The sequence below is a fragment of the Micromonospora sp. HM134 genome (assembly GCF_007833915.1).
Lineage (GTDB): Bacteria > Actinomycetota > Actinomycetes > Mycobacteriales > Micromonosporaceae > Micromonospora > Micromonospora wenchangensis.
Genome location: NZ_CP041061.1, coordinates 2,296,087 through 2,318,579, shown reverse-complemented (window position 1 = coordinate 2,318,579; position 22,493 = coordinate 2,296,087). Strand labels below are relative to the sequence as shown.

Sequence of the window (22,493 nt, the reverse complement as noted above, 5' to 3'; positions counted from 1 at the left end):
TTGCGGTCCGCCCCGACGCCGACGGTGGCCGGTGCGCCGTCTGCCCGTCGGGGCGCGGATCGGTCCCGGTGGCGGAGGGCCGGCCGACCGGCGGGGGAACCCATACCGGCCGGGTGGCCGACTCCGCCGGGGTTACCGGGTGGTTAACCTCGTTCCTCATGCGAGTGCCGTACCCCCAGGTCGCGACCCGGACCGCCGTGCGCGCGGCGCGCTCCCACCTGGCCCTGCTCACCGCCTCGGTCGGTGCCCCCGGCCTCGCTGCCGCCGCGGCCCGGCCCGGCCTGCTCGCGCTGGTCGACCAGCACGCCGCGGCGATCAGGGACAGCCTCGACGGTGACCGCCGCCCGCTGACCCCGGCCGCCCTGGCCGGCTACGCCGAGGGGGTCCGCGACACCGCCCGCGCGCACGGCCTGCTCCCCGACGGCGCGGCGGATTTCACCGCCCCGGACTGGGTGCTGGTCCGTCTACTCGCGGTCTGCGCCCTGGCCCGCACCCTCGACCCCCGGCACCTCGACCCGGCCTGACCCACCCGGGTACGCCGGCAGGGGTGCCCGCGCCACGCGCGGACCCCCCTGCGGTGTGTTGCCGACTCAGCTGCCCGGACGGCCGAACTGCTGGGTCTCGTCGCCGGAGCCGGACTGGTAGGTGCCCCGGCCGCCGGCCATCGTGCGGGCCTCGTCGACGCGCGGCATGGCCTGCGTCCGCTCGCCGCCCCGGTCGGCCATCTGCCGGCCCATGTCGCCCTGCCCGGCCGCGCGGGCCCGCCGGTGCTCCTGGACCGCCCGCGACTCCTCGGCCGCCCGGTCCAGCCAGCCGTCCCAGCGGGACTGCATCGGCTTCACCAGACCGCCGCCGACGCCGACGATCAGGATGCCGGCCACGGTGGCGAGCACCGCGATCAGGACCGGCGTGGTGACCGTGGTGGCGATGCCGACCTGGTTCAGCGCGGCGATCACCCCGAGCGCCAGGATGAAGACGGCCACGAGGTCGGCCAGCACCTTGCCGTACGACAGGCCGCCGAGCGCACCGGAGACCAGGTCCCGCACGGCGTTGGCGATGGCGGCGGCCACGACCACGATGACGATCGCGATGAACGCCCGCGGCAGCCAGGCCACCACCCCCCGGATGAGGTCGCTGATCGCGTTGGGTCCCCACACCCCGAACGCGAACTGCAGCGTGAACAGCAGCACCGCGTAGTACGCGAGCCGCGCCAGGATGTCACTGGCGTCGTACTTGGTGCGTTCCAACGCGCGTCTGATCCCGCCCCGTTCGACCGCCCGGTCGAAGCCCACCCGTTCCAGCGCCGCGTCCACGATCTTGAGTACCGCGCGGGCGATGAGCCAGCCCACCACGAGGATGACGATGAACGCGATGGCTCTCGGCACGAACAGCAGCACCGACCGCCACATGTCGGTCAAGGCGCTACCGATGTCGACCTGCCTGACCGCAAGGGTTTCCGGCATGATGTCCCTCCTGTCCAATGGACTGCGCCGCCCGGTTACCCGTCCGCCGCAGCAGCACGCCGGAGAATCCGCACGGATTTTCCCGACATGTCTATGGAAAACCCGCCGGAACTACACGAAGGTCGGCGTCAGCGGAGGCGCCGGGCATGATCGGGTCGCCCGGGCCGGCTCCGGATAGGCTGCGGACATGCCAGGCACGGTCGGGCGGGTCCCGACGTCACCAACCCCCGCACCGGGGCCGGCCGGGGTCACACCGGAGGCGGCGACCGTGCCGGCCCACCCGTGGGCCGACACCCCGCTGGGCCCGCAACAGGGTTGGGACGTGACCATCCGCGTCCTGGTCGACGTGATCCTGTCCTGCCCCGTGCCGATGGCGCTGCACTACGGCGACGACTTCGTGCTGCTCTACAACCAGGCGTACGCGGAGGTGATCGGCGACCGGCACCCGGACGCGATGGGCCGGCCGGCCCCCGAGGTCTACGCCGACCTGTGGCACGCCCCGGGCGTCGGCGAGGTGATCGAGCGGGCCTACCGGCACGGCGAGTCCTTCCTCCAGAAGGAGTCGGTGCTCCCCGTCCACCAGCAGGGCACCGGCGAACACACCGTCTTCACCCGGGGCCACTCCCCGGTCCGCGACAGCACCGGGCGGATCGTCGGCGTGCTCACCGTCGCCGCCCAGACCAGCCAGCTCACCCAGCAGTTGCAGAGCCTGTCCGACTTCGCCGCCGCGCTGTCGGGCACCCTCACCCTCGACGACGTGGCCCGGGTGACGCTGCGCTACGCGCTGCACTCCTTCGACGCCGACCAGGTGTCCTTCGCCGTCGACGACGGCCCCGCCTGGCGGCTGGTCCGGCGCGTCCGGGGCGAACTGCTCGACGAGGCCGACGAGCGGCTGCCCCCGCTGTGGCGGCCGGTCCCGGCGGACACCACCGCGCCGGTGGTGGTCGGCGCGCGCAGCGGGGTGCCCTTCTTCGCCGGCGACGGCCAGCCGCTGCGGGACACCGCCGTCGACCGGCACGACCAGAAGATCCGTTCGCTGGCCGCGCTGCCGCTGCGCTCGTCGGTGATCCGGGGCGGCCTCGCCGTGGGCTACCAGACCCCGCACGGCTGGACGGCGGCGGAACGGGCGCTGCTGGCCGCCTCGGCCGAGCTGGTCGGCCAGGCGGCGGAGCGCGCCCGCCGGTTCGAGACCCAGCACGGCACCGCCCAGCTGCTGCAACGCAGCATGCTCCCGGAGCAGTTGCCGGCGCTGCCCCGGCTGCGCATCGCCGCCCGCTACGACCCCGGGGTCGACGGCAACGCCGCCGGGGGCGACTTCTACGACGCGTTCCTGCTGCCCTCCGGTGACCTGGGCGTGGTGCTGGGCGACGTCGCCGGGCACGACGTGCAGGCCGCGGCCCGGATGGGGCAGGTACGCGCGGCGCTGCGGGCGTTGGCGCTGACCGATCCCCGCCCGGACGCCGTCCTGGCCGGGCTGGACCGGCTGGTGGCGAGCCTGGGCACCGAGACCGGCACCCACGAACTGTTCGTCACGGTGGCCTTCGGGGTGGTCGACGCCGACCGGGGCGAGATCACCCTGGCCAGCGCCGGTCATCCCCCGCCGCTGATCCGGCGGTCCGGGCCGGACGGCGACGCCACCGCCGTCTTCGTCGAGCTGCCGACCGGCGCGCCCCTGGGGTTGGGGTGCCGGCCGCACACCGCGACCGTGCCCTTCACCCCCGGCGACACCCTGCTGCTCTACAGCGACGGGGTGGTCGAGCGGCGGCGGCAGAGCCTCACCGCCGGCCTGGCCGGGTTGGCGGCGGCGGTGGCCGGGGCGGCCAGCGGCGACCCCCGGGCGCTGTGCGCGGTCGCCACCGGCGCGGTCCCCGGCGCCACCGAGGACGACGTGGCGGTGCTCGCGGTCGAGCACGCGCTCAAGCCGAGCCGGTCGGCCGGGATGGAGATGCCCGCCGAGCCGACCGCGCCCAGCCGGGTGCGCCACTGGATGACCGCGCAGCTGGCCGAGTGGCAGGTGCCCGAGGCGGTGATCGGCGCGGCGGTGCTGTGCACCAGCGAGCTGACCACCAACGCGTTGCTGCACGCCGGCACCGCCGCCCGGGTGGAGATCGACCTCAGCCCGGAACGGCTGCTGGTGTCGGTGGCCGACTCCGGCACCCGGGGCGCGGTGACCCGGGCCCAGACCGACACGCTGAGCAGCCGGGGCCGGGGCCTGGGGCTGATCGAACAGCTCTCCGACGCCTGGGGCACCGACCCGACGGTACGGGGCTCGACGGTCTGGTTCGAGATCCTCCTGCCCACCGGCTGACCGGCCCCCCACCGGCGGGTCCGGCCCGGCCGGCCAGCGGTCCATCGGCGGCCACTGATCGACCCCCGGGCCGGGACAAGCCGGACACCCAGGCTTAGCCCGGCCGGTCACGGGGCACAGTCCCACCCCCGCCCACACCCGTGGCCGGGGGTGAGAGGTGGTCGGGGTGGAACTGGTCGATGTCGAGTTCGCGCTGGTGGGCGTGGGTGCCCTGCTGGCCGGGGTGCTCCCCCGCCTGCTGGAGCGTCGCCCGCTGTCGATGCCGATAGCGTTCCTCGGCCTCGGGATGCTGGTCTTCGCCCTGCCGATCGGGCTGCCCGCCCCGGACCCGCTGCGGTACCCGCAGGTCGCCACCCACCTGACCGAGATCGGCGTGATCGTGGCGCTGATGGGCGCCGGCCTCAAGATCGACAGACCGTTGAGCTGGCGGAAGTGGTCGTCCACCTGGCGGTTGCTGGCGATCGCGATGCCGCTGTGCATCGCGGCGGTGGCGCTGCTCGGCTGGTGGTGGGCGGGCCTGGTGCCGGCCGCCGCGCTGCTGCTCGGCGCGGCCCTCGCCCCCACCGACCCGGTGCTCGCCTCCGACGTGCAGGTCGGCGAACCCACCGACGCGGAGGACTCCGAGGACGAGGTGCGCTTCGCGCTGACCTCCGAGGCCGGCCTCAACGACGGCCTGGCCTTCCCGTTCGTCTACGCGGCCATCGCGATCGCCACCGCCGGGCTCGCCCCGTCGGGCTGGTTCGCCGAGTGGTTCACCGTCGACGTGCTCTACAAACTGGCTGTCGGGATCGGCGGTGGCCTGCTGGTCGGCTGGCTGCTCGGCAAGCTGTTCTTCCGCGCCCCGAGCGAGCTGCGGCTGGCCCGGCACGCCGAGGGCTTCCTCGCGCTGGCCGCCACGTTCCTGGCGTACGGGCTGGTGGAGGTGATCGGCGGGTACGGGTTCCTGGCCGTGTTCGTCGCCGCGCGGGCGATCCGGGCCGCCGAGCGGACCCACGAGTTCCACGCCGTGCTGCACGACTTCGCCGAGCAGACCGAGCGGCTGCTGACCGTCCTGCTGCTGCTCCTGTTCGGCGGCGCGGTGATCACCGGCCTGCTCGCCCCGCTCACCTGGCAGGCGGCGACCGTCGGGCTGGCCCTGGTGTTCGTCATCCGGCCGCTGGTCGGCTGGCTGTCGCTGCGCGGCGCACCGGGTCGACCGGCCGAGCACTGGGTGATCTCGTCGTTCGGCATCCGGGGCGTCGGCTCGTTCTACTACCTGGCGTACGCCACCACCAAGGCGGACTTCGCCCAGGCGGACCTGATCTGGGCGACGGTCGGCCTGGTGGTGGTCGTGTCGGTGGTGGTGCACGGGATGGCCGCGACCCCGGTGATGCAGTTGCTGGACCGGGCCGGTGAACGCACCTCCGATCCGGCGGAGCGGGGCCGGCACGACGAGCCGGCCCTGGACGGCGCCCGGGGCTGACCGGTCACCGGCTGGCCGGACGGTCAGCTGAGCCGGCGGGCCAGTTCCCGGCCCAGGTCCCGGCCGGAGCGCCAGGCGCTCTGCACCCGGGGCCTGCCGAAGGCGTCCCCGGCCAGCCCGACCAGGTCGTCGTCGAGGAAGAACCCGCCGTCGGCGTCCGGCTCGACCGGCCGGGCGTACGTCCACCGGTGCACGTGGACCAGCTCGGCCGGGTCCGGCAGCCCGAGCAGGTCACGGACGGCCTCCTCGACCGCCGGGCCGGCCGCGCCGGGCTGGGCCAGGTGACCGGCGGCGAACTCCGGTGTGGTGTGGGCGACCAGCACAGGGGCGGCGTCGCCACGCCGGTCGCCGTCGTCGCAGACCAGGGCGAGCACCGGGTGTTCGTTGACGAAGGCGCCCCGGAAGTCTGCCCACCGCCGGCCGGGGAAACGCAGCACCGCAGCGAGCACCGGCGACCACCGCTGCCGGCCGGCGGCCCGGGTGGCCCCGGTCAACGCCGGGTCGAGCAGCAGGGCGGCCTGCGGTCCCGGGGTGCACAGCGCGACGGCGGCGGCGGACTCGCCGTCCACCAGCGGGCCCGGCGCGACGCCCGACACGAACCGGTCCACGGTCACCGGCAACTCCCGGGCCAGTTCCTCGACCAGGGAACGCAGGCCGCGCGGGGCGGCCCAGCGGACCGGTCCGGGCACCTCCCGCCGGCCGTCCGGGCCGTACGCGACGAAGGTGTCGGTCCACTCCCGCACCAGCCCGGCGGCCTGCCAGCGCCCGACCACCTCGACGAAGTCCGGGTCGTCGGCGGTCAGGTACGCCGCCCCCAGGTCGGCGGGGCGACCGTCGAAACGTCGGCTGGCCATCCGGCCGCCGGCCACCCGACCACGTTCCCGGACCTGCACCGGTACGCCCACCCGCGCCAGCTCCCCGGCGCACGCCACCCCGGCGATGCCGGCACCCACCACGATCACATCCGTGTCCACCGGTTGATCGTAGGCACCGCGACCGGCATGACCGGGCGACCGGCGGGGTATTGGCACGGCTGTTCGAGGAGAGGTGACGTGATGACTGACCGCAACGACCAGCAGCCCGACCCGCGTGGGGCGATCAAGGACCCGGAGGAGTGGGTGACCGGGGACGAGCCGCCCACCGCCGCCCAGGAGTCGTACCTGCACACCCTCGCCCGGGAGGCGGGCGATGAGGTGCCGGACGACCTGACCAAGGCGGAGGCGTCCCGGCGGATCGACGAGTTGCAGGAGGAGACCGGCCGGGGCCGGTGACCTCAGCGGGGTGGCAGGCGGTGCAGCACGACCCGGTCGAGTTGTCCCGCCGCCACCTCGGCGGTCAGGTACGTGGCGTACGGCTGGGCCCGCCGGTCGGTGGGTGAGCCCGGGTTGAGCAGCCGCAGGCCGCCCGGCGCGACGCTGTCCCACGGGATGTGCGAGTGGCCGAAGACGAGCAGGTCGCGGTCGGGGAACCGGGCCGCGCAGCGCTGTTCCCGGCCGGTCTTCGGCCCGGTCTCGTGCACCACCGCCACCCGCAGGCCCGCCAGTTCCACCTCGGCCACCTCGGGCAGCCGGGCTCGCAGGTCGGGGCCGTCGTTGTTGCCGTACACGCCGACCAGCCGACGGGCCCGCTCGGCCAGCCGGTCGAGCAGGTCCACCTCGACCCAGTCTCCGGCGTGCAGCACCACGTCGGCGGCGTCCACCGCCGTCCAGACCTCGTCCGGCAGCTCCCGGGCGCGCCGGGGCAGGTGGGTGTCGGCGATCATGAGCAGCCGCATCAGGCGGGCCTTCCGGGCGGGGGCCGGGGCGCGGCCGGCCGGCTCAGGCGCCCTGGCCCTGATTCTGCATCAGGCCGCCGTCCATGAAGTACGTCGACCCGGTCACGTAGTCGGCGTCGTCGCTGGCCAGGAAGACGGCCAGCCGGGCGATCTCGACCGGTTCGGCGGCCCGCTTCCACGGGATGCTCTGCACCTGTTCCGCCAGGTACTTCGGGTCGTCGATGGCCTCCTGGTTGAACGGGGTGAGCACCATTCCGGGCCCGATGTTGTTGACGTTCATCCGCATCGGCGCGACCTCCAGGGCGAGGCTCTTGGCCAGTTCGAGCATGCCGCCCTTGCTGGCGTCGTAGTCCGCCCCGCCGGCCCGGGCGACCTCCTGGTGGATCGAGGTGATGTTGATGATCTTCCCGCCGCCGCCCTGGTCGCGGCGGTGCCGGACGAACCGCCGGCAGCAGAAGAACATCCCGTACAGGTTGGTGCGGATGCACCGGTCCCAGGTTTCGGTGTCCAGGTCGGCCACGCCGATGCCGGAGGCGTCCACCCCGGCGTCGTTCATCAGCACGTCCAACGCGCCGAACTCCGCCAGCGCCTCGTCGAACATCGCCTCGACCTGGTGCTCGACGCTGATGTCGCCCTGCACCACCACCGCCCGTCGGCCGGCCTTCTCGATCTCGGCCCGGGTGTGGTTCGCGCCGGCGTGGTCGTGCAGGTAGTGCACCACCACGTCGGCGCCCTCCCGGCCGAACTCGATCGCGGTGGCCTGCCCGATGCCCGAGTCCGAGCCGGTGATCAGGGCGGTGCGGCCGGTCAGTCGTCCGCTCATCAGCGTGTTCCCTCCGTCGGTCCGTGCCGGTCGGCACGGCTCACGTCGACGTCGCCACGACGTCGGTGCCGGTCGTCACGAAGTGCGGCCGGTCGGTGGCGAGGTCGCGTCGTCGTTCGGCGATGTCGGTGAGCAACCCGGCCGCGTTGATCAAGCCGATGTGCGAGAAGGCCTGCGGGAAGTTGCCCACCTGTTCGCCGGTGGCCTGGTCGATCTGCTCGGCGTAGAGGCCGAGGTCGTTGACCCGGCCGGCGAGCTGCTCGAACAGCCGGGTGGCCCGCTCCTGCTCGCCGGCCAGGGCCAGGCAGCTCGCCAGCCAGAACGAGCAGATCACGAAGCCGGCCGGGTCACCGTCCCAGCGGCGCAGCAGCCCGTCCCGGGACAGTCGCCGCTCCACCACGTCGATGGTGGAGCGCATTCTCGGGTCGGCGGCGGGCAGGAAGCCGACCAGCGGCATGAGCAGCACCGAGGCGTCCAACCGGTCGGAGTCGAAGGCCCCGGTGTACGCGCCCAGCCGGTCGTTCCACCCCCGCCGCAGCACCGCCGCGCGGACCTCGTCGCGGGCCCGCGTCCACCGCCCGACGTCGGCCGGGTCACCGAGCCGGGGACCGAAGCGGACCGCCCGGTCCAGCGCCGTCCAGCACTGCACCTTCGACGACACGTAGTGCCGTTCGGCGTCGCGGGCCTCCCACATCCCGGAGTCCGGCAGGTGCCAGGCCCGAACCGCCTGGTCGGACAGCGCCCGCAGCAGGTGCCGTACGTCGGGCGACATCGGGTCCAGGTAGTGCCGCATCAGCCAGGCGGCGTCGAGGATCTCGCCCAGCACGTCGTTCTGCCGCTGGGTCCAGGCGTCGTTGCCGACCAGCACCGGTCGGCTGTCGGCGTAGCCGCGCAGGTGGTCGAGGGAGTGTTCGGTGAGGTCCCGCTCCCCCTCGACGCCGTACATGATCGGCACCCGGCCGTCGTCGATGCGGCCCATCGCCCGCGCCACCCAGGAGAACTGCCGGTCGGCCTCGTCCGGGCAGGCCGAGCGCCACAACGCCTGGAGGGTGAGGCTGAAGTCGCGGACCCAGACGTAGCGGTAGTCGTAGTTGCGGTCGCCACCCACCTGTTCCGGCAACGAGGTGGTGGCCGCCGCGACGATCGCGCCGCTGGGCTGGTACGTCATGCCCTGCACCACCATCGCGCTGAGGCGTACCTGGTCGCGGTACAGACCCCGGTAGTCGTGCAGGTCGGCCCAGGAGCGCCAACCGGCCACCGCGTCGGCCACCACCCGGTCGGCGGCGGGCAGCGCCGGTTCGCCGCCGTCGTAGGTCGGGGCGTACCCGAGGGTGAGCCGCAGGGTGTCCCCGGCCCGGACCGTCGCCCGGCCGACGGCGTCACCGTGCCGGCAGGCCAACGGCACGTCGGAGCGCAGGCTGAGCCGGCACGCGCCGGCACGCGCGTCGATCACCCCGGCGGCGTGGGTCAGGTACGCGGTGACCCGGCCGTACTCGAACCGGGGAGCGAACTCGACGCGTACCGGCACCTCGCCGGAGAGCCCCTCGACGAGCCGGGCGAGCACCCGGGGCGAGCGCAGGCCGATGTCGTGCCCGCGCGCCTCCGGTTCCAAGGCCAGCGCGTCGGTGACCGCCACCGAGCCGGTGCCGGTGTGGAAGACGGTACGCAGCACCAGCGAGTCGTCCAGGTAGGAGCGGGACACCCGGACGTCGTCGCCCTCCGGAGTGATCGACCAGTGCCCGGCCCGGTCGTCGAGGAGCCGGCCGAAGACCGACGGGCTGTCGAACCGGGCCGGGCACCACCAGTTGACCGAGCCGTACCGGTCCACCAGCGCGGCGCTGCGCCCGTCGGCGAGGAACCCGTGCTCGCTGATCCGTCCGCTGTCCACGGGGCGGGTTACCCGGGCACCGCGGAGCGCATTCCTCGACCACACCGCCTTCTGTCCGTCCGCCCGTGACCGTCACCCCGGCCGCCCGGCGGGCCCGGATTGCCGGAGCTGCCGGCGTTACCTCGGCGGGCCGGCGGGAACGCCGGTCGTTGACGAAGGAGGATGCCATGACCAGAGCAGCGAACCCGACCGCCACCTGGCGACCCGGGATGCCGGGCGGCGACAACCTCCCGTCCGGTCCGGCCGGCCGGCCGGCGACGCCGCCGGGGGACGGACACGGCCCGCAGGCCGGCCCGCCCACGGTGACGATCGGCGCGTACCCGGACTACCCGTCCGCGCAGCGCGTGGTGGACTACCTGGCCGACAACCGGTTCCCGGTGGAGCACACCGCGATCGTCGGGACCAACCTCACCCTGGTGGAGACGGTGCTCGGCCGGCTCACCACGGGACGCGCCGCCCTGCTGGGCGCCGGCACCGGCGCGTGGTTCGGTCTGTTCATCGGTCTGTTGTTCGGCATCTTCACGGTCGGCAACTGGCTCGCGGTGATCCTGGTCGGACTGGTGATCGGTGCCATCTGGGGTGCCGTGTTCGGCGCGGTGGCGCACGCCATGTCCGGCGGCCAGCGCGACTTCACCTCGGCCAGTTCGCTCCGCGCCGGCCAGTACGCGGTGACCGTCGACGCCGCTCTGGCCGACCAGGCGCGGCAGATGCTCGGCCGGATGCACCTGACCCCGACCGGGGCCACCGCCCGCTGACCCGTCCGACCCCGCCGCCGTCCCGACGCGCCCAGCGCCGGGGCGGCGGTCGCGTGGTCGGCCCCCGACCGGGGCGGGCGGCCCGACCATGACACGCCGGGAGCACCCGTCACCCGGGCAGCGAGGAAGGCCCGGCCGACGGGGGCCCTGAGACTTCTGGCTAGCGGGACGCCCTCGCGAAGTCCACGAACCCCCGCCACGCACCCGGCGCGAACGCCAGCGTCCCACCCTCACGGTCCTTCGTGTCCCGCACCAGGACGACGCCGGGCAGGTTGTCGGCGACCTCGACGCAATTTCCGCCGTTGTCCCCGCTCTTCGTGCTCTTGCGCCACCGCGCGCCGGTCAGGTCCATGCTGACACCGCTTTCCTGATGAGGTCGAGAGACTGCGACCGGGGTAGGGCCTCGCCGACTATGCGGGCCCACCTACGTTCAAGGCTAGCGATCTCTGCCGCGTCGTCGGTGATGTGTGCGCTGGCCGGACCGTCCTGGTGCGCCATCCGCGCACCGTCCGGCAGTTCGGCCAGGACGAACGGACCGCCCATGCCCAGGTAGAAAGGCGTGTCGAGCGGTACGACGTGCACCTGCACGCACGGCAGTTCGGCGCAGGCCGCGAGGTGTTCGCACTGCTCGCGCATCAGCTTGCCGTCGCGGCCTGCGCGCCGCCGGAGGACCGCTTCATCGAGCACCCCGACGACGAGCGGAGGCTGCGGCCGGTGGAGGATCGCCTGCCGCTGCATCCGTGCCGTCACCAGTTCGTCGACCTCTTCGGGGGTGGTTGTCGCCAGCGCCAGCGTCGCCCGCGCGTACGCCTCGGTTTGGAGGAGGCCGGGCACCCATGCCAGCTCGAATCCCCGTAGGGCGACCGCCTCGCGCTCGATGTCGACCCAGGACCGGAACCATGCCGGTTCACGACGCTTCAGCGCATCCGGCCAGAGGTCCAGGATGTCGCGGCCCAGGACCGCCGCGACCTTGGCGCGATGCCGGGTCTGCGGGATGCTCCCGTGGCGTGCCCACCTGGCTGCGGTTTTCGGGTCGACCCCGACCTGAGCTGCCAGGCTCTCGGCGGTCTCCCCGGTCTGCGCCATGGCCTCTTTGACTGCCAGATTCATCCCGTTCCCTCCCACGTTGCGGCCGAACGTTCTGAACGTCTGCCTGCATATTGCTACGCGTTGTGTTTGCTCCACAACCCTCGGCAAGGTGGAGCCCGGAGCGGCGCCGCCGGTTGGAGGGGAGATCCGCCGGCCGCGTCTGCTGCGGGGGCCGTCTCCTGTGGAGGGGCAGGAGGCGGCCCCCGTTCCATCCACCGCTACGAAGGGGGAGCACCGTGCCGGACACGCCGGAGCCCGACAGCCCACCACCGCCCGAGCCGCGCCGCAAGCCTGACGACCCACCACCGGCACGCCCGTCGGTGCCCGGCCCGATCGGGCCGTTCGTCCCACCGTGGCGGGGCCCCGGCCGGCTGGCGAACGCCGTCCCCTGCCACCGCCGGGCCCACTGCCACCGCCGGGCCCCCGGCTGGAACGGGAGCTAGCCCGGTGACCCCGCACACGATCCGCCCCGGTGACGTGCTCCACCTGACGCGCGCCGCGAGCGTGCAGTTCATCCGTCCGATCACGGTACGGGTCATCCGGGTGCTCACCGACCGGCACACGTACGACTGTTGGTTGTGGATCGACGCCTACGAGCTGGACGCAGCCGGCGACGCGGTCCGGCGGCGGACCCTGTTCCTGATGCCGGCCGGAGCGACGCGCCTGGAGCCCGGCCCCCGTCGACCGGCTCCGCGCAGGCCGGTCCCGGGAAAGGTCGTGGTGGCGTGACCGAGCTGCTTCCCGGCCGGCACACGCCGCTACCACCCACCTGGCTCTGCCGGATCGACGCCCACCCGTGGCCCTGCGGGGAAGCGAAACTCGCGCTCCTCGCGGCGTACGCCGACGACCGGCCGGGCCTGCTGACCCTGCTGTCGAAGCTCAAGGAGGAAGCCGAAGACCAGCTCACGCAGCTCGACGGCGGCAGGCCAGTGGACGCGACCGACCGATTCCTGACCTGGGCATGCCAGGCCGGCCGCTGACCTCACCTCTCGCCGAGCGGCGGGGCGGGTGGGGCGGGGAGGTGGCAGGGTCAGCGGTCGCGGCGAGGATAGACCAGTTCACCGGCCCGGATCGGTGTGGCGAGCCGGTTCTCCGGGGGTGCCAGCGGGCAGGCCCAGGTGTCGTCGTACGCGCAACTGGGGTTGTAGAGGTAGTTGGCGTCGAGGCGCACCCGGTGGCCGGGGAGCACGGTGAGTCCCCGCCCGAAGGTCCCCTTGACCGTGTCGGTGAGGTACCGGCCACCGCCGTACGTCTCCCGGCCGCTGGTGCCGTCGCGGACCGGCACGAACAGTCCCCCGCCGTACGCCTCGATCCACCACACGGTCAGCGGCCCCCACGGTGTCTCGGCGACCGCCACCCGCCGGTAGCGGACCACCCCGTCCGGGCCGCCGGTGTCGATGGTCTCGGTGCCGGAGGCGGGGCGTAGCGGGGCCTCGACCACCGCCCCCGGGTCCGGCGGGAACCAGCCGAGCCCGGGGAAACCGGCCCGGTCGGCGGCCGGCAGCGGGCTGGCCGGGTGACTGCGGAACAGCTCGTCCCGGGCGGCCCGGAAGCCGGCCAGGTCGGTGTCGGACAGGTAGAGCGCGGCGGTGCGTTCCCGCCAGTCGAGCACGTCGAGGTCGTCCACCCGTCGACCCTAACCAGCCGCCGAACCCGACCCGCCCCTCTCCCGCCACCCCAGCCGCTCTCCCCTCCCCCGCCCTGAGCCGCTCTCCCCCGAACCCCCGCGCCCTCCCCCGAGCCGCCGTCCCCGGTGATCAAGAGGTTCGCGTCAGTATCGGGCTGAACGATGACGCAAACCTCTTGATCACCGGGGACACCGCCGGGACACCGCGCCGAAGGGGCGGTGATCAAGAAGTTTGGGGCGGAAATCGGGCTCAACGGTGACGCAAAGCTCTTGATCACCCGGGACAGGGCAGGGCCGCGGCGGGGGCGACGGGTGAGCGGGGGCGACGGGTGAGCGGGAGCGGAGCGGGTCAGTTGTCGGTGGCGAGGCGGGCGTGCAGGTGTTCGTCGTGCCGGTGGCCGTCGCCGTAGCGGTGCGACTCACGCAGCGTGCCCTCCCAGCGGTAGCCGGCACGGGTGGCGACCCGGCAGGAGGCGGGGTTGTCGACCGCGTGGCACAGTTCGATCCGGTGCAGGTCGAGGTGGGTGAAGGCCCAGCCGGTGAGCGCCCGCAGCGCGCCGGAGGCGACCCCGCGTCCGCGCGCCGGCCCGGCGGTCCAGTAGCCGACGGCGGCGTTGCCGTCCCGGATCTGGTGCACGGAGACCGCGCCGAGCAGCGTCCCGTCGGTGGCGTCGGTGACCGCGACGGAGACGTGGCTGCCGTCGCTGCGGTCGGACCGCCGGGTGATCCACGCGGCGGCCTGCGCCAGGTCGGTCACCCCCTGCCCGTTCCACCGGACGATGTCGGGGTCGACGAGGGCGGCCAGCACGGCCGGCGCGTCCGCCGCCCGCCAGGGACGCAGCACCAGGCCGGGCGCGGTGATCTGTACGGGTTCCACCGGGGCAGTCTGCCAGCTCACCGGCCACTCTTTCCTTCAAATCCTGAATTTCCTCCCGTCAAGGAGAAGTGTCTCGCTGCTCACAGGCACATCAGAGAGCTTGTTTAAATTTGAAAGAGTGCTACTGTTCGGGGCATGACGGAGAGCCTGGACAGCGAGCGGATGGCCTGCTGGCGCGCCTACATCGAGGCCAGCCAGCGGCTGTTCACCCAGCTGGAGGACGATCTGCGCGCCGACGGCGAGCTGAGCTTCGCCGACTACCACGTGCTGGTCCTGCTCTCCGAGGCACCGGGCCAGCGGCTACGGATGGGCGAGCTGGCCGCCCGGCTGGTCTTCTCCCCCAGCCGGCTCACCTACCAGATCTCCACCATGCAGCGGCGGGGTCTGGTCGCCCGGCAGTCCTGCCCCGGGGACCGTCGGGGCAGCGAGGCGGTGCTCACCGCCGCCGGGCTGCTGGCCCTACGTGAGGCCGCGCCGGGGCACCTCGCCTCGGTCCGGCGGCACCTGATGGACGACCTCGACGACGCCGAGGTCGCCACCCTGACCCGGGTCTTCGACCGGCTCGGCCGGCGGCTGCGCGCCGACCGGGACGCGTCGTCCACCCACCGCGACACCTGAGGAGCCCGCGATGCCCGCGATCACCGTCGACGACGTCCTCGTCCTGCCCCGCCTGCCCCGGCTCGACGAGACCACCAGCTACCGGCCGGTCCGCCGGCTGACCACCGCCCCCAGCGGCTACGAGGGTGAGGGCTTCCCGGTCCGCCGCGCCTTCGCCGGGGTGCCGATGTCGGATCTCGACCCGTTCATCCACCTCGACCAGATGGGCGAGGTGGACTACGCGCCGGGCGAGCCGAAGGGCACCCCGTGGCACCCGCACCGGGGCTTCGAGACGGTCACCTACATGATCGACGGGATCATGGACCACCAGGACTCGCAGGGCGGGGGCGGCACCATCACCGACGGCGACACCCAGTGGATGACCGCCGGCAGTGGCCTGCTGCACATCGAGGCCCCGCCGGAGCACCTGGTCGCCAGCGGTGGCCTCTTCCACGGCCTCCAGCTCTGGGTCAACCTGCCCCGGGTGGCCAAGATGATGCCGCCGCGCTACCAGGACATCCGTGGCCGGGAGTCGGCGCTGCTGACCACGCCGGACGGCGGCGCGCTGATCCGGATCATCGCCGGTGAGATCGCCGGGCACCAGGGGCCGGGGTCGACCCACACGCCGATCACCATCGCGCACGTCACGCTCCAGCCCGGCGCCGAGCTGGACCTGCCCTGGCGGGCCGACTTCAACGCGCTGGTCTACGCGCTCTCCGGTCGCGGCACGGTCGGCACCGACCGGCGGCCCTTCCAGGGCGGCCAGTTGGCGGTGCACGGTCCGGGCGACGCGCTGCGGGTGACCGCCGACGGCAGGCAGGACGGCAACACCCCGGCCCTGGACCTCTACATCATGGGCGGCCGGCCCATCCGGGAGCCGGTGGCGCACTACGGGCCGTTCGTGATGAACACCCGCGCCGAGCTGATGCAGGCCTTCGAGGACTTCCAGGCCGGCAAGCTGGGCGTGGTGCCCGCCCAGCGGCTGCCGCACACCGGCGGCCAGGGCGACCGCCCCTGAGACCGACCTCCGACGGGCGTCCCGGTGTCACCGGGACGCCCGGGCCGGGACCGCGACGGTCAGGACACCGCGAAGATGCCGGCCACCCCGAGGATCACCATCAGCAGCACCGCCAGGATCGCGCCGCGTTCGCTCTCGACCGCATCCGTACGGTCCTCGTTCGCGGGGTTCGTCGTCTCGGCGGGCATGGCCTGGCCTCCTCGGCGTGCATGGCTTCGCGGGGTGCGGTAGGCCACCGTCCGGGCGGGTTCCGGGGAGACCCGGAGTGCGTACCGACGGCGGGGGTCCTACCGTGAGGACGTCGTCGACCTCGGGAGGCTGGAACGTGGCGATCGAGGACTGGTTCCTGACCGCTGAGGAACGCGCCAACCCGGTCTCCCGGATACCCGTCTGGACGTCCGGAAACCTCGCCGAGCCGTTGATTCACGGGTCGGCGTACTTCGACCGCCTGGTCACCGAGGTCGAGGCGCTCGGCGCGGGCGACCAGCTCTTCTTCACCGACTGGCGGGGCGACCCGGACGAGCGGATGCGCCCGGACGGCCCGACGGTGGCCCAGCTCTTCGCGCGGGCCGCCCAGCGGGGCGTGCTGGTCAAGGGGCTGCTCTGGCGCTCCCACCTCGACGCGTTGTCCTACAGCGAGGCGGAGAACCGCGACCTGAGCGAGACGGTCAACGCCGCCGGTGGTGAGGTGCTGCTCGACCAGCGCGTCCGGCGGGGCGGGTCGCACCACCAGAAGCTGGTGGTGCTGCGCCACCGCGACGCCCCGGAGCGGGACGTCGCCTTCGCTGGCGGGATCGACCTGTGCCACAGCCGCCGCGACGACGCCGACCACCATGGCGACCCGCAGGCCCTCGCCATGTCACCGAGGTACGGCCCGCACCCGCCGTGGCACGACGTGCAGTTGGCCGTCCGGGGGCCGGTGGTCGCCGCGCTGGACACCACGTTCCGCGAGCGGTGGACCGACCCGATGCCGTTGGACTCGGAGAACCCGCTGGCCTACCTGCGGGACCGGCTGCGCGGCTCCGACCTGAGCCCCGATCCGCTGCCCGACCCGCCGGCCGACCCGCCGCCCTGCGGCCCGCACCACATCCAGGTGCTGCGCACCTACCCGGCGGTGCGGCCCCGCTACGCGTTCGCCCCGGACGGCGAGCGGACGGTGGCCCGCGGCTACACCAAGGCGGTACGCCGGGCCCGCCGGCTGATCTACCTGGAGGACCAGTACCTCTGGTCGACCGAGGTGGCCGAGCTGTTCGCCGAGGCGCTGCGGGACAATCCCGACCTGCACCTGGTCGCGGTGGTCCCCCGCTACCCGGACGTCGACGGCGCGTTGGCGCTGCCGCCCAACATGGTGGGCCGGGAGCAGGCGCTGTCGCTGTGCCAGCGGGCCGCGCCGGAGCGGGTGCACGTCTTCGACGTGGAGAACCGGGCGGGCGACCCGGTCTACGTGCACGCCAAGATCTGCGTGGTCGACGACGTGTGGGCGAGCGTGGGCAGCGACAACTTCAACCGCCGGTCCTGGACGCACGACAGCGAGCTGTCCTGCGCGGTGCTCGACGAGACCCGCGACGAGCGGGCCCCCGTCGACCCGGCGGGTCGGGGTGACGGGGCCCGGGTGTTCGCCCGGGACCTGCGGCTGCGGTTGTGGCGGGAGCACCTGGACCGGGACCCGGACGGTGCCGACGACGCCGACCTGCTGGACCCGGCCAGCGCGGTCGCGGCGATCACCGCCACGGCGGACGCCCTCCAGCGGTGGCACGACTCGGGCCGCTCGGGCCCCCGGCCGCCGGGCCGGCTGCGTCCGCACCGGCCCGAGCGGCTGCCCTGGTACACCCGGCTGTGGGCGCTACCGGCGTACCGGCTGGTCTACGACCCCGACGGCAGGCCGCTGCACGCCCGCCGCGAGGGCACCTGGTAGGTCCCGTCGGTCGGGGGCCGGCGCGGGCGGGGTGGGGTACCGGGTCAGGCCGCCCGGGTAGGCGAACGAGGTGCGCGGGGCGTAGCAGCCGCTGGCGATGAGCAGGGGGTTCTCCGGGCGCAGCGCGTAGCTCGGGTGCCGGGGGTCGAGGAACTCCACCGACTCGATCTCGAACGGGCTGACCGGTTCGGAGACGTAGGGGTAGACCCCGCTGAACAGTTCGCCGTCGCGCCGGGTGAAGTAGCGGTGGTGGCCGGCGCGCAACTCGTGGCCGGTGTGGCCGATCCGGGCCCGGGTCCGGATCAGCGGGACGCCGCCGACCTCGGTGTCGGCGACCAGCACGTCGCCCCGTTCCCGCAGGGTGGTGCGTCCCAGCACGGCCGGGGCGCCCCGGGCGGCGGCGTAGTCCCGGACCCGGGGGCTGGAGGTGACGTAGTGGGTCCACCAGCCGCCGGGGGTGACCCCGTCGGGCGCGTCGACCCCGGCGAGGGCCACCCCGACGTAGGTCAGCGAGTACGCGCCGAGGCCGGAGGTCTGGGCGGCGTCCTCGACGACGTACTGGTTCATGAAGACCTGCCGGTCGGGCCGGGGGCACAGGCCGGGCGGGACCAGGGCGGCGACCGCGTCCGGGTCGGCCGGCAACCAGCTGAAGTGCAGCGTACGGCTGTCGACGACGAGCTGCGGGTGCGCGGGGTCGAGCACGTGGTCCTCCGTACGGCGGTGGTCTCCCGCGACGCTACGGGCGGTCCTGTCGGCGGGACAAGGACGGATAGCCGACACCGCTGCCGTGGTGTCGGGTTCCGGGTGGCCTGCCGCATCGACCGGTGCCCGTGATCACATTCGACGCAAACCATGTCCGATAGTGCGTCTTTGCGATAGAAAATCACTTAAGTACATCAGCCTTTCGGCTAGATTTCCACTCACCGATCAGGCTATGGTGGCTTCCGAACGGCCCATCTGAAGCTAAACCGAAGCGTCACGTCTTTTTGACCGCGGACGAGGTGCAGGGAGGACCACCAATGACCGCGCCCACCATGAGCAAGCCGGCGGCGACACCGTCCACCACCGAGAAGCTGGACCCGCGCGCACTCACCGACAGCGCCGCCGACCTGCTGAACGCGATGGCCGCGCTGCCCGCCGGCCACCCGTCCCGGGCCGCGCTGCGCGACCGGGCGATCGAGGCCTGGCTCCCGCTGGCCAACCACCTGGCCCACCGCTACAGCGGCCGGGGCGAGCCCACCGACGACCTGGCCCAGACCGCCGCCGTCGGCCTGATCAAGGCGATCGACAAGTTCGACCCGTCGCGCGGCGTCGACTTCGCCGGCTACGCCATCCCGACCATCATCGGCGAGCTGAAGCGGCACTTCCGCGACCGCACCTGGGACATCCGGGTCCCCCGGCGGCTCCAGGAGCTGCGGCTGGCCATCTCCGACGCCAACAGCTCGCTGTTGCAGACCCTCGGCCGCTCGCCGACGGTCGCCGACATCGCCGCCCACCTCAAGCTCACCGAGGAAGAGGTCCTGGAGGGCCTGGAGGGTGCCCGCGCGTACAACGCGGTGTCGCTGTCCACCCCGACCGGCGACGGCGACCGCGCCACCGAGCTGGGCGACATGCTCGGCGGCGAGGACAACGAGTTCGAGCTGGCCGAGCTCCGGGTCGCTCTCGGCCCGGCGCTGGCCACCCTCGACGAGCGTGAGCAGAAGATCCTCACCCTGCGCTTCTACGGCAACCTGACCCAGTCGCAGATCGCCGACCAGATCGGCGTCTCGCAGATGCACGTGTCCCGGCTGCTCGCCCGGGCCCTGACCAAGCTGCGCGGTCAGCTCGACGGCACCTACTAGGGGTGGAGGCGGTCACCGGCCCGGCGGGCCGGTGACCGCCACGACCACGGGGCCCGGTCGGCGGTTCGCCGACCGGGCCTTCCCTGTTCCCAGCGACGGACCGGCCCCGGCACGCACGCGTGCCGGGGCCGGTCCCCGTCCGGGGTCAGCCGACCGCCGGGTCCCGCCACATCGGATAGAACGGCGTGCCGTCCGGCAGTCGGAAGATCTCCCGCGGCCGGTAGCCGTGCCGGGCGTAGAGGTCCCGCCCGGCCTCGCTGCTGGCCTCCAGGTAACCGGGCACCCCGTGGGCGTCCAGCCAGGCGTGGTGGTGCCGCAGCAGCGCGGTGCCCAGCCCCTGCCCCTGCCGCCCCGGCCGGACGGCGAGCAACGCCAGGTGGTGGTGGTCGGGGTGCGGATGGTTGGCGGCGAACAGTTCGTCGAGGTGCTGGAACCGGGGGGTCCACTCCCCGCAGGCGGCGGCCAGCCGGTCGTCGTAGTCCGCCGGGGCCGGCGACCCGTCACCGACCTGCGGGAACCAGACCGCCACCGCGTCGCGGTCGGCCGTGCCGAAGACCAGCCCGTGCCGCATCGCGTGGTCGACCAGGATCTCGAAGTTGTCGGCGAAGACGGCCTCCCGCTTGGCCTCGTCCGGCACCAGCCACCGGGTCGCCGGGAGCACCAGGAACGCCTCGGCGATCCGCTCGGCGACCCAGCGGGTGTCGGCGGCGGCGAGCCGTCCGATGGTCGGCGCGGTCACCGGCGGGACTCCACCGGCACCGGCTGCTCCACCGGCGGGGCGAACAGCGAGGTGGCCGCACTCTCCGCGCCCCGCCCGATCCGGGCGTAGACGTCGGGCCGGTTGGAGCGCAGCACCAGGCCCCACAGCAGGCCGATCAGCGCGGCCACCGGGTAGACCCCGGGGATGATCCAGCGCAGCGGCGAATCCGGCGCGACACCGAGCAGGGTGGCGAAGTTGGCCACCGCCACCGCCACGACGGCGGCCAGCGCGACGGTGGCCAGGGCCGGGGCGATCGCCCGCTTCCACAGCGACTCCGAGGTGTCGGAGCGGGCGAAGTAGACGATCACGGCGACGCTGGTGGTGGCGATCAGCAGCAGCACGCCGAAGCCGCCGCCGGTGCCGGCGTAGTAGAACAGCTGCACCACCGGGTCCCAGCCGTTGACCGCGTACAGCACGATCACCAGCAGGCCGAGCAGGCTCTGCGCCAGCGAGGCCACCCGGGGTGCACCGGTACGCGGCGAGGTCTGCCCGAAGGCGGCCGGCAGCACCCGCTCCCGGCCCAGCGCGAAGGCGTACCGGGCGGTGGTGTTGTGGAACGAGATCATCGCGGCCAGCACCGAGGTCATGAACAACGCCTGGCCGATGGTGACGGCGGTGTCGCCGAGGTGCGCGGCGGCCAGGTTGAAGATCAGCTCGATGCTCTGCTCACCGGCGGCGGCGGAGATGTTCTCCGGGCCGACGGCCACGGTCATCGACCACGAGGAGAGCGCGTAGAGCCCGGCGATGATCGCCACCGAGAGGTACGTGGCCAGCGGGACCGTCCGCCGCGGGTCCTTGCTCTCCTCGCTGAACACCACCGAGGACTCGAACCCGACGAACCCGGTCATGGCGAGCACCAGCAGCGCGCCCGCCCCCGGCACCAGGAGGTTGGCCGGGGCGAGGGCGGCGAAACTGGTCGAGCCGCCCGCCGGGTGGCTGAGCTGACCCAGGTCGAACACGACGATCACCACGATCTCGGCGATCAGCAGCACCGCCAGGACCAGGCCGTTGACGTCCACCCGCAGCAGGCCGAGGAAGGCGACCAGGGCCCAGGCGACCAGGGCCACCACGGCCCAGTGCGGTTCGACGCCGAACAGGGTGCCGAGCACCGGGGCGGCGGCGGCGCCGATCGCGCCGTAGAGACCGACCTGGAGGGCGTTGTACGCGATGAGCGCGACCCAGGCCGCGCCGACGCCGGCCGGCCGGCCGATGCCGCGCGAGACGTAGGCGTAGAACGCGCCGGCGTTCTCCACCCGGCGGGCCATCGCCACGTAGCCAACGGAGAAGAGCGCCAGGACGGCGCCCACGGCGAGGAAGGCCAGCGGCATGCCGGTGATGCCGGTGACCGCGTAGCCGGTGGTGACCACGCCGGCCACCACGGTCAGCGGCGCGGCGGCGGAGAGGACGAAGAAGATGACCGACGGAACGCCGAGGCGGCCACGGGCCAGGGCGTCGCTGACGTTGCTGGGGCGGTCGACTGTCGGATGCGGGGGCATGGGGCTGCTCCGGAAGAGGGGAGAGGAGGGGGAAGGGGGTGGCGCGGCGAGATCAGGGGATGCCGCGCAGCACCGCCGCGCCGACCGCGGCCTCGGTGTGCACGACGAGTTCCTTCAGGGGGGCCGGCAGCGAACCGACGAGGGTGGACAGCCGGTGGTGGGCGCGCGGTCCGGCGCTCCACAGCACCTCGCGGGTCAGCCCGGCGGCGGCCACCAGCCCGAGCAGCGTGGTGTCCGACACCAGCGGCTGTTCGGGCCGTTCGACCAGGGCCCGCAGCCGGGTCGCCGGCCAGGCGGCGGCGTTGAGGTCGATCGGCAGGTAGCTGACGGTGGTACGCAGCAACCGGCGGTTCTCCTGCCGGCGCAGCACCCCGGCCCGGGCCAGCCGCTCCCCCACCGACGTGGTGGACGACTGGGCCAGGAAGGCGAGCCAGGTGCGCACCGCCTGGTGCTGCGACTCACCGATCAGTTGGTCGAGCACGGTGTGGGCCAGCGCGTCGGCCGGGGGACGCCGGTCGATCACGGTGACCAGTCCACCGGAGACGGTGATCTGTCCGAACAGGATCAACTCGGCCAGCAGTCCGGCGGCGAGGCCGAGCCCGGTGGCGCTCGGGTGCAGTTTGGCCTTGCCACGACTGTCGTTGTGGGCGATCAGAAAGAACTCGTCGGCGACCAGCAAACGAGCCTCCCACGCATTGTCCACAGGTGATCCACGCCGGGTGACAGGATGCCCGCAGAGCTCCAGCTTTGCAACTCCCGGATTCGATAGTTGCACTCCGTGCTCGTGCGACCTGCGGATC

25 protein-coding genes are annotated in these 22,493 nt (G+C 73.5%); 11 read left to right on the top strand and 14 right to left on the bottom strand.

The features are described from left to right. Positions 1-158 precede the first annotated feature (158 nt). Positions 159-524, top strand: coding sequence for a DUF6401 family natural product biosynthesis protein (locus FJK98_RS10345; RefSeq protein ID WP_145918822.1), 366 nt, complete (start codon positions 159-161; stop codon positions 522-524). 66 nt (positions 525-590) lie between these two features. On the opposite strand, the gene FJK98_RS10340 is transcribed toward FJK98_RS10345, so the two are convergent. Then, positions 591-1,463 carry a hypothetical protein gene (locus FJK98_RS10340; protein WP_145918821.1) on the bottom strand — a complete coding sequence of 291 codons (873 nt, stop codon included), beginning with the start codon at positions 1,461-1,463 and terminating at the stop codon, positions 591-593. A 187-nt stretch (positions 1,464-1,650) separates the two neighbouring features. On the opposite strand from FJK98_RS10340, the gene FJK98_RS10335 reads away from it, so the two are divergent. Continuing rightward, positions 1,651-3,771: a SpoIIE family protein phosphatase gene (locus tag FJK98_RS10335; protein ID WP_145918820.1), complete on the top strand. Its 2,121-nt coding sequence runs from the start codon at positions 1,651-1,653 to the stop codon at positions 3,769-3,771. Positions 3,772-3,937: 166 nt separating this feature from the next. Continuing rightward, positions 3,938-5,233: a sodium:proton antiporter gene (locus FJK98_RS10330; RefSeq protein ID WP_145918819.1), complete on the top strand. Its 1,296-nt coding sequence runs from the start codon at positions 3,938-3,940 to the stop codon at positions 5,231-5,233. Between the two features lie 23 nt (positions 5,234-5,256). On the opposite strand, the gene FJK98_RS10325 is transcribed toward FJK98_RS10330, so the two are convergent. Beyond that, positions 5,257-6,195: an NAD(P)/FAD-dependent oxidoreductase gene (locus FJK98_RS10325; protein WP_145922684.1), complete on the bottom strand. Its 939-nt coding sequence runs from the start codon at positions 6,193-6,195 to the stop codon at positions 5,257-5,259. Positions 6,196-6,288: 93 nt separating this feature from the next. On the opposite strand from FJK98_RS10325, the gene FJK98_RS10320 reads away from it, so the two are divergent. Further along, on the top strand, positions 6,289-6,504 hold the full coding sequence (locus FJK98_RS10320; protein ID WP_145918818.1) for a DUF3072 domain-containing protein: 216 nt from the start codon (positions 6,289-6,291) through the stop codon (positions 6,502-6,504). 2 nt (positions 6,505-6,506) lie between these two features. On the opposite strand, the gene FJK98_RS10315 is transcribed toward FJK98_RS10320, so the two are convergent. From FJK98_RS10315 to FJK98_RS10305, 3 genes are read right to left on the bottom strand one after another with little or no spacing between them, the layout of a single operon-like run. Beyond that, positions 6,507-7,007, bottom strand: coding sequence for a metallophosphoesterase (locus FJK98_RS10315; protein ID WP_145918817.1), 501 nt, complete (start codon positions 7,005-7,007; stop codon positions 6,507-6,509). Between the two features lie 43 nt (positions 7,008-7,050). Beyond that, entirely contained in the window at positions 7,051-7,830 is a 780-nt protein-coding gene (locus tag FJK98_RS10310) for an SDR family oxidoreductase (RefSeq protein ID WP_145918816.1), read from the bottom strand. 40 nt (positions 7,831-7,870) lie between these two features. Next, positions 7,871-9,718 carry a glycoside hydrolase family 15 protein gene (locus FJK98_RS10305; protein ID WP_205789412.1) on the bottom strand — a complete coding sequence of 616 codons (1,848 nt, stop codon included), beginning with the start codon at positions 9,716-9,718 and terminating at the stop codon, positions 7,871-7,873. A gap of 167 nt (positions 9,719-9,885) precedes the next feature. On the opposite strand from FJK98_RS10305, the gene FJK98_RS10300 reads away from it, so the two are divergent. Beyond that, a complete protein-coding gene (locus tag FJK98_RS10300; protein WP_145918815.1) occupies positions 9,886-10,473 on the top strand; it encodes a general stress protein in 588 nt (195 codons plus the stop codon). Between the two features lie 160 nt (positions 10,474-10,633). Here the strand turns inward: FJK98_RS10300 and FJK98_RS10295 are convergent, their stop codons facing one another. Together FJK98_RS10295 and FJK98_RS10290 are read right to left on the bottom strand one after the other, a co-directional pair. Further along, positions 10,634-10,825, bottom strand: coding sequence for a DUF397 domain-containing protein (locus FJK98_RS10295; protein ID WP_145918814.1), 192 nt, complete (start codon positions 10,823-10,825; stop codon positions 10,634-10,636). Further along, entirely contained in the window at positions 10,816-11,583 is a 768-nt protein-coding gene (locus tag FJK98_RS10290) for a DUF5753 domain-containing protein (RefSeq protein WP_145918813.1), read from the bottom strand. Before FJK98_RS10290 ends, FJK98_RS10295 begins: the two co-directional genes overlap by 10 nt. Positions 11,584-12,009: 426 nt before the next feature. Between FJK98_RS10290 and FJK98_RS10285 the strand changes: the two genes are divergently transcribed. Together FJK98_RS10285 and FJK98_RS10280 are read left to right on the top strand one after the other, a co-directional pair. Beyond that, on the top strand, positions 12,010-12,291 hold the full coding sequence (locus FJK98_RS10285) for a hypothetical protein (RefSeq protein WP_240762743.1): 282 nt from the start codon (positions 12,010-12,012) through the stop codon (positions 12,289-12,291). Further along, positions 12,288-12,542, top strand: coding sequence for a flavin reductase (locus FJK98_RS10280; RefSeq protein ID WP_240762741.1), 255 nt, complete (start codon positions 12,288-12,290; stop codon positions 12,540-12,542). The genes FJK98_RS10285 and FJK98_RS10280 overlap by 4 nt, the downstream gene beginning before the upstream one ends. 50 nt (positions 12,543-12,592) lie before the next feature. Here the strand turns inward: FJK98_RS10280 and FJK98_RS10275 are convergent, their stop codons facing one another. Together FJK98_RS10275 and FJK98_RS10270 are read right to left on the bottom strand one after the other, a co-directional pair. Continuing rightward, positions 12,593-13,189 (bottom strand): DUF1684 domain-containing protein, encoded by a 597-nt coding sequence (locus FJK98_RS10275; RefSeq protein WP_145918812.1) that lies wholly within the window; start codon positions 13,187-13,189, stop codon positions 12,593-12,595. Positions 13,190-13,538: 349 nt separating this feature from the next. After that, complete coding sequence (locus FJK98_RS10270; RefSeq protein WP_240762739.1) at positions 13,539-14,087, bottom strand: GNAT family N-acetyltransferase; 549 nt, start codon at positions 14,085-14,087, stop codon at positions 13,539-13,541. A 114-nt stretch (positions 14,088-14,201) separates the two neighbouring features. On the opposite strand from FJK98_RS10270, the gene FJK98_RS10265 reads away from it, so the two are divergent. Beyond that, positions 14,202-14,684, top strand: a complete 483-nt coding sequence (locus tag FJK98_RS10265) for a MarR family winged helix-turn-helix transcriptional regulator (RefSeq protein WP_145918811.1) — start codon at positions 14,202-14,204, stop codon at positions 14,682-14,684. 10 nt (positions 14,685-14,694) lie between these two features. Then, positions 14,695-15,681, top strand: coding sequence for a pirin family protein (locus FJK98_RS10260; RefSeq protein ID WP_145918810.1), 987 nt, complete (start codon positions 14,695-14,697; stop codon positions 15,679-15,681). A 59-nt stretch (positions 15,682-15,740) separates the two neighbouring features. Here FJK98_RS10260 and FJK98_RS34525 read toward each other — a convergent pair whose 3' ends face one another. After that, positions 15,741-15,869: a hypothetical protein gene (locus FJK98_RS34525; RefSeq protein WP_255470155.1), complete on the bottom strand. Its 129-nt coding sequence runs from the start codon at positions 15,867-15,869 to the stop codon at positions 15,741-15,743. A gap of 137 nt (positions 15,870-16,006) precedes the next feature. Between FJK98_RS34525 and FJK98_RS10255 the strand changes: the two genes are divergently transcribed. After that, positions 16,007-17,596, top strand: coding sequence for a phospholipase D-like domain-containing protein (locus FJK98_RS10255; RefSeq protein WP_145922680.1), 1,590 nt, complete (start codon positions 16,007-16,009; stop codon positions 17,594-17,596). Here the strand turns inward: FJK98_RS10255 and FJK98_RS10250 are convergent. Further along, on the bottom strand, positions 17,525-18,298 hold the full coding sequence (locus tag FJK98_RS10250) for an acetoacetate decarboxylase family protein (RefSeq protein WP_240762737.1): 774 nt from the start codon (positions 18,296-18,298) through the stop codon (positions 17,525-17,527). The genes FJK98_RS10255 and FJK98_RS10250 overlap by 72 nt on opposite strands. A 317-nt stretch (positions 18,299-18,615) precedes the next feature. Between FJK98_RS10250 and FJK98_RS10245 the strand changes: the two genes are divergently transcribed. Continuing rightward, complete coding sequence (locus FJK98_RS10245) at positions 18,616-19,437, top strand: SigB/SigF/SigG family RNA polymerase sigma factor (protein ID WP_088644086.1); 822 nt, start codon at positions 18,616-18,618, stop codon at positions 19,435-19,437. 145 nt (positions 19,438-19,582) lie between these two features. Here the strand turns inward: FJK98_RS10245 and FJK98_RS10240 are convergent, their stop codons facing one another. The 3 genes from FJK98_RS10240 to FJK98_RS10230 are packed head-to-tail and all read right to left on the bottom strand — an operon-like array spanning position 19,583 to position 22,372. Further along, entirely contained in the window at positions 19,583-20,176 is a 594-nt protein-coding gene (locus FJK98_RS10240) for an N-acetyltransferase (RefSeq protein WP_145918809.1), read from the bottom strand. After that, positions 20,173-21,693, bottom strand: coding sequence for an APC family permease (locus tag FJK98_RS10235; protein ID WP_145918808.1), 1,521 nt, complete (start codon positions 21,691-21,693; stop codon positions 20,173-20,175). The genes FJK98_RS10240 and FJK98_RS10235 overlap by 4 nt, the downstream gene beginning before the upstream one ends. A gap of 52 nt (positions 21,694-21,745) precedes the next feature. Further along, on the bottom strand, positions 21,746-22,372 hold the full coding sequence (locus FJK98_RS10230; RefSeq protein WP_194822696.1) for a GPP34 family phosphoprotein: 627 nt from the start codon (positions 22,370-22,372) through the stop codon (positions 21,746-21,748). Between the last annotated feature and the right edge of the window lie 121 nt (positions 22,373-22,493).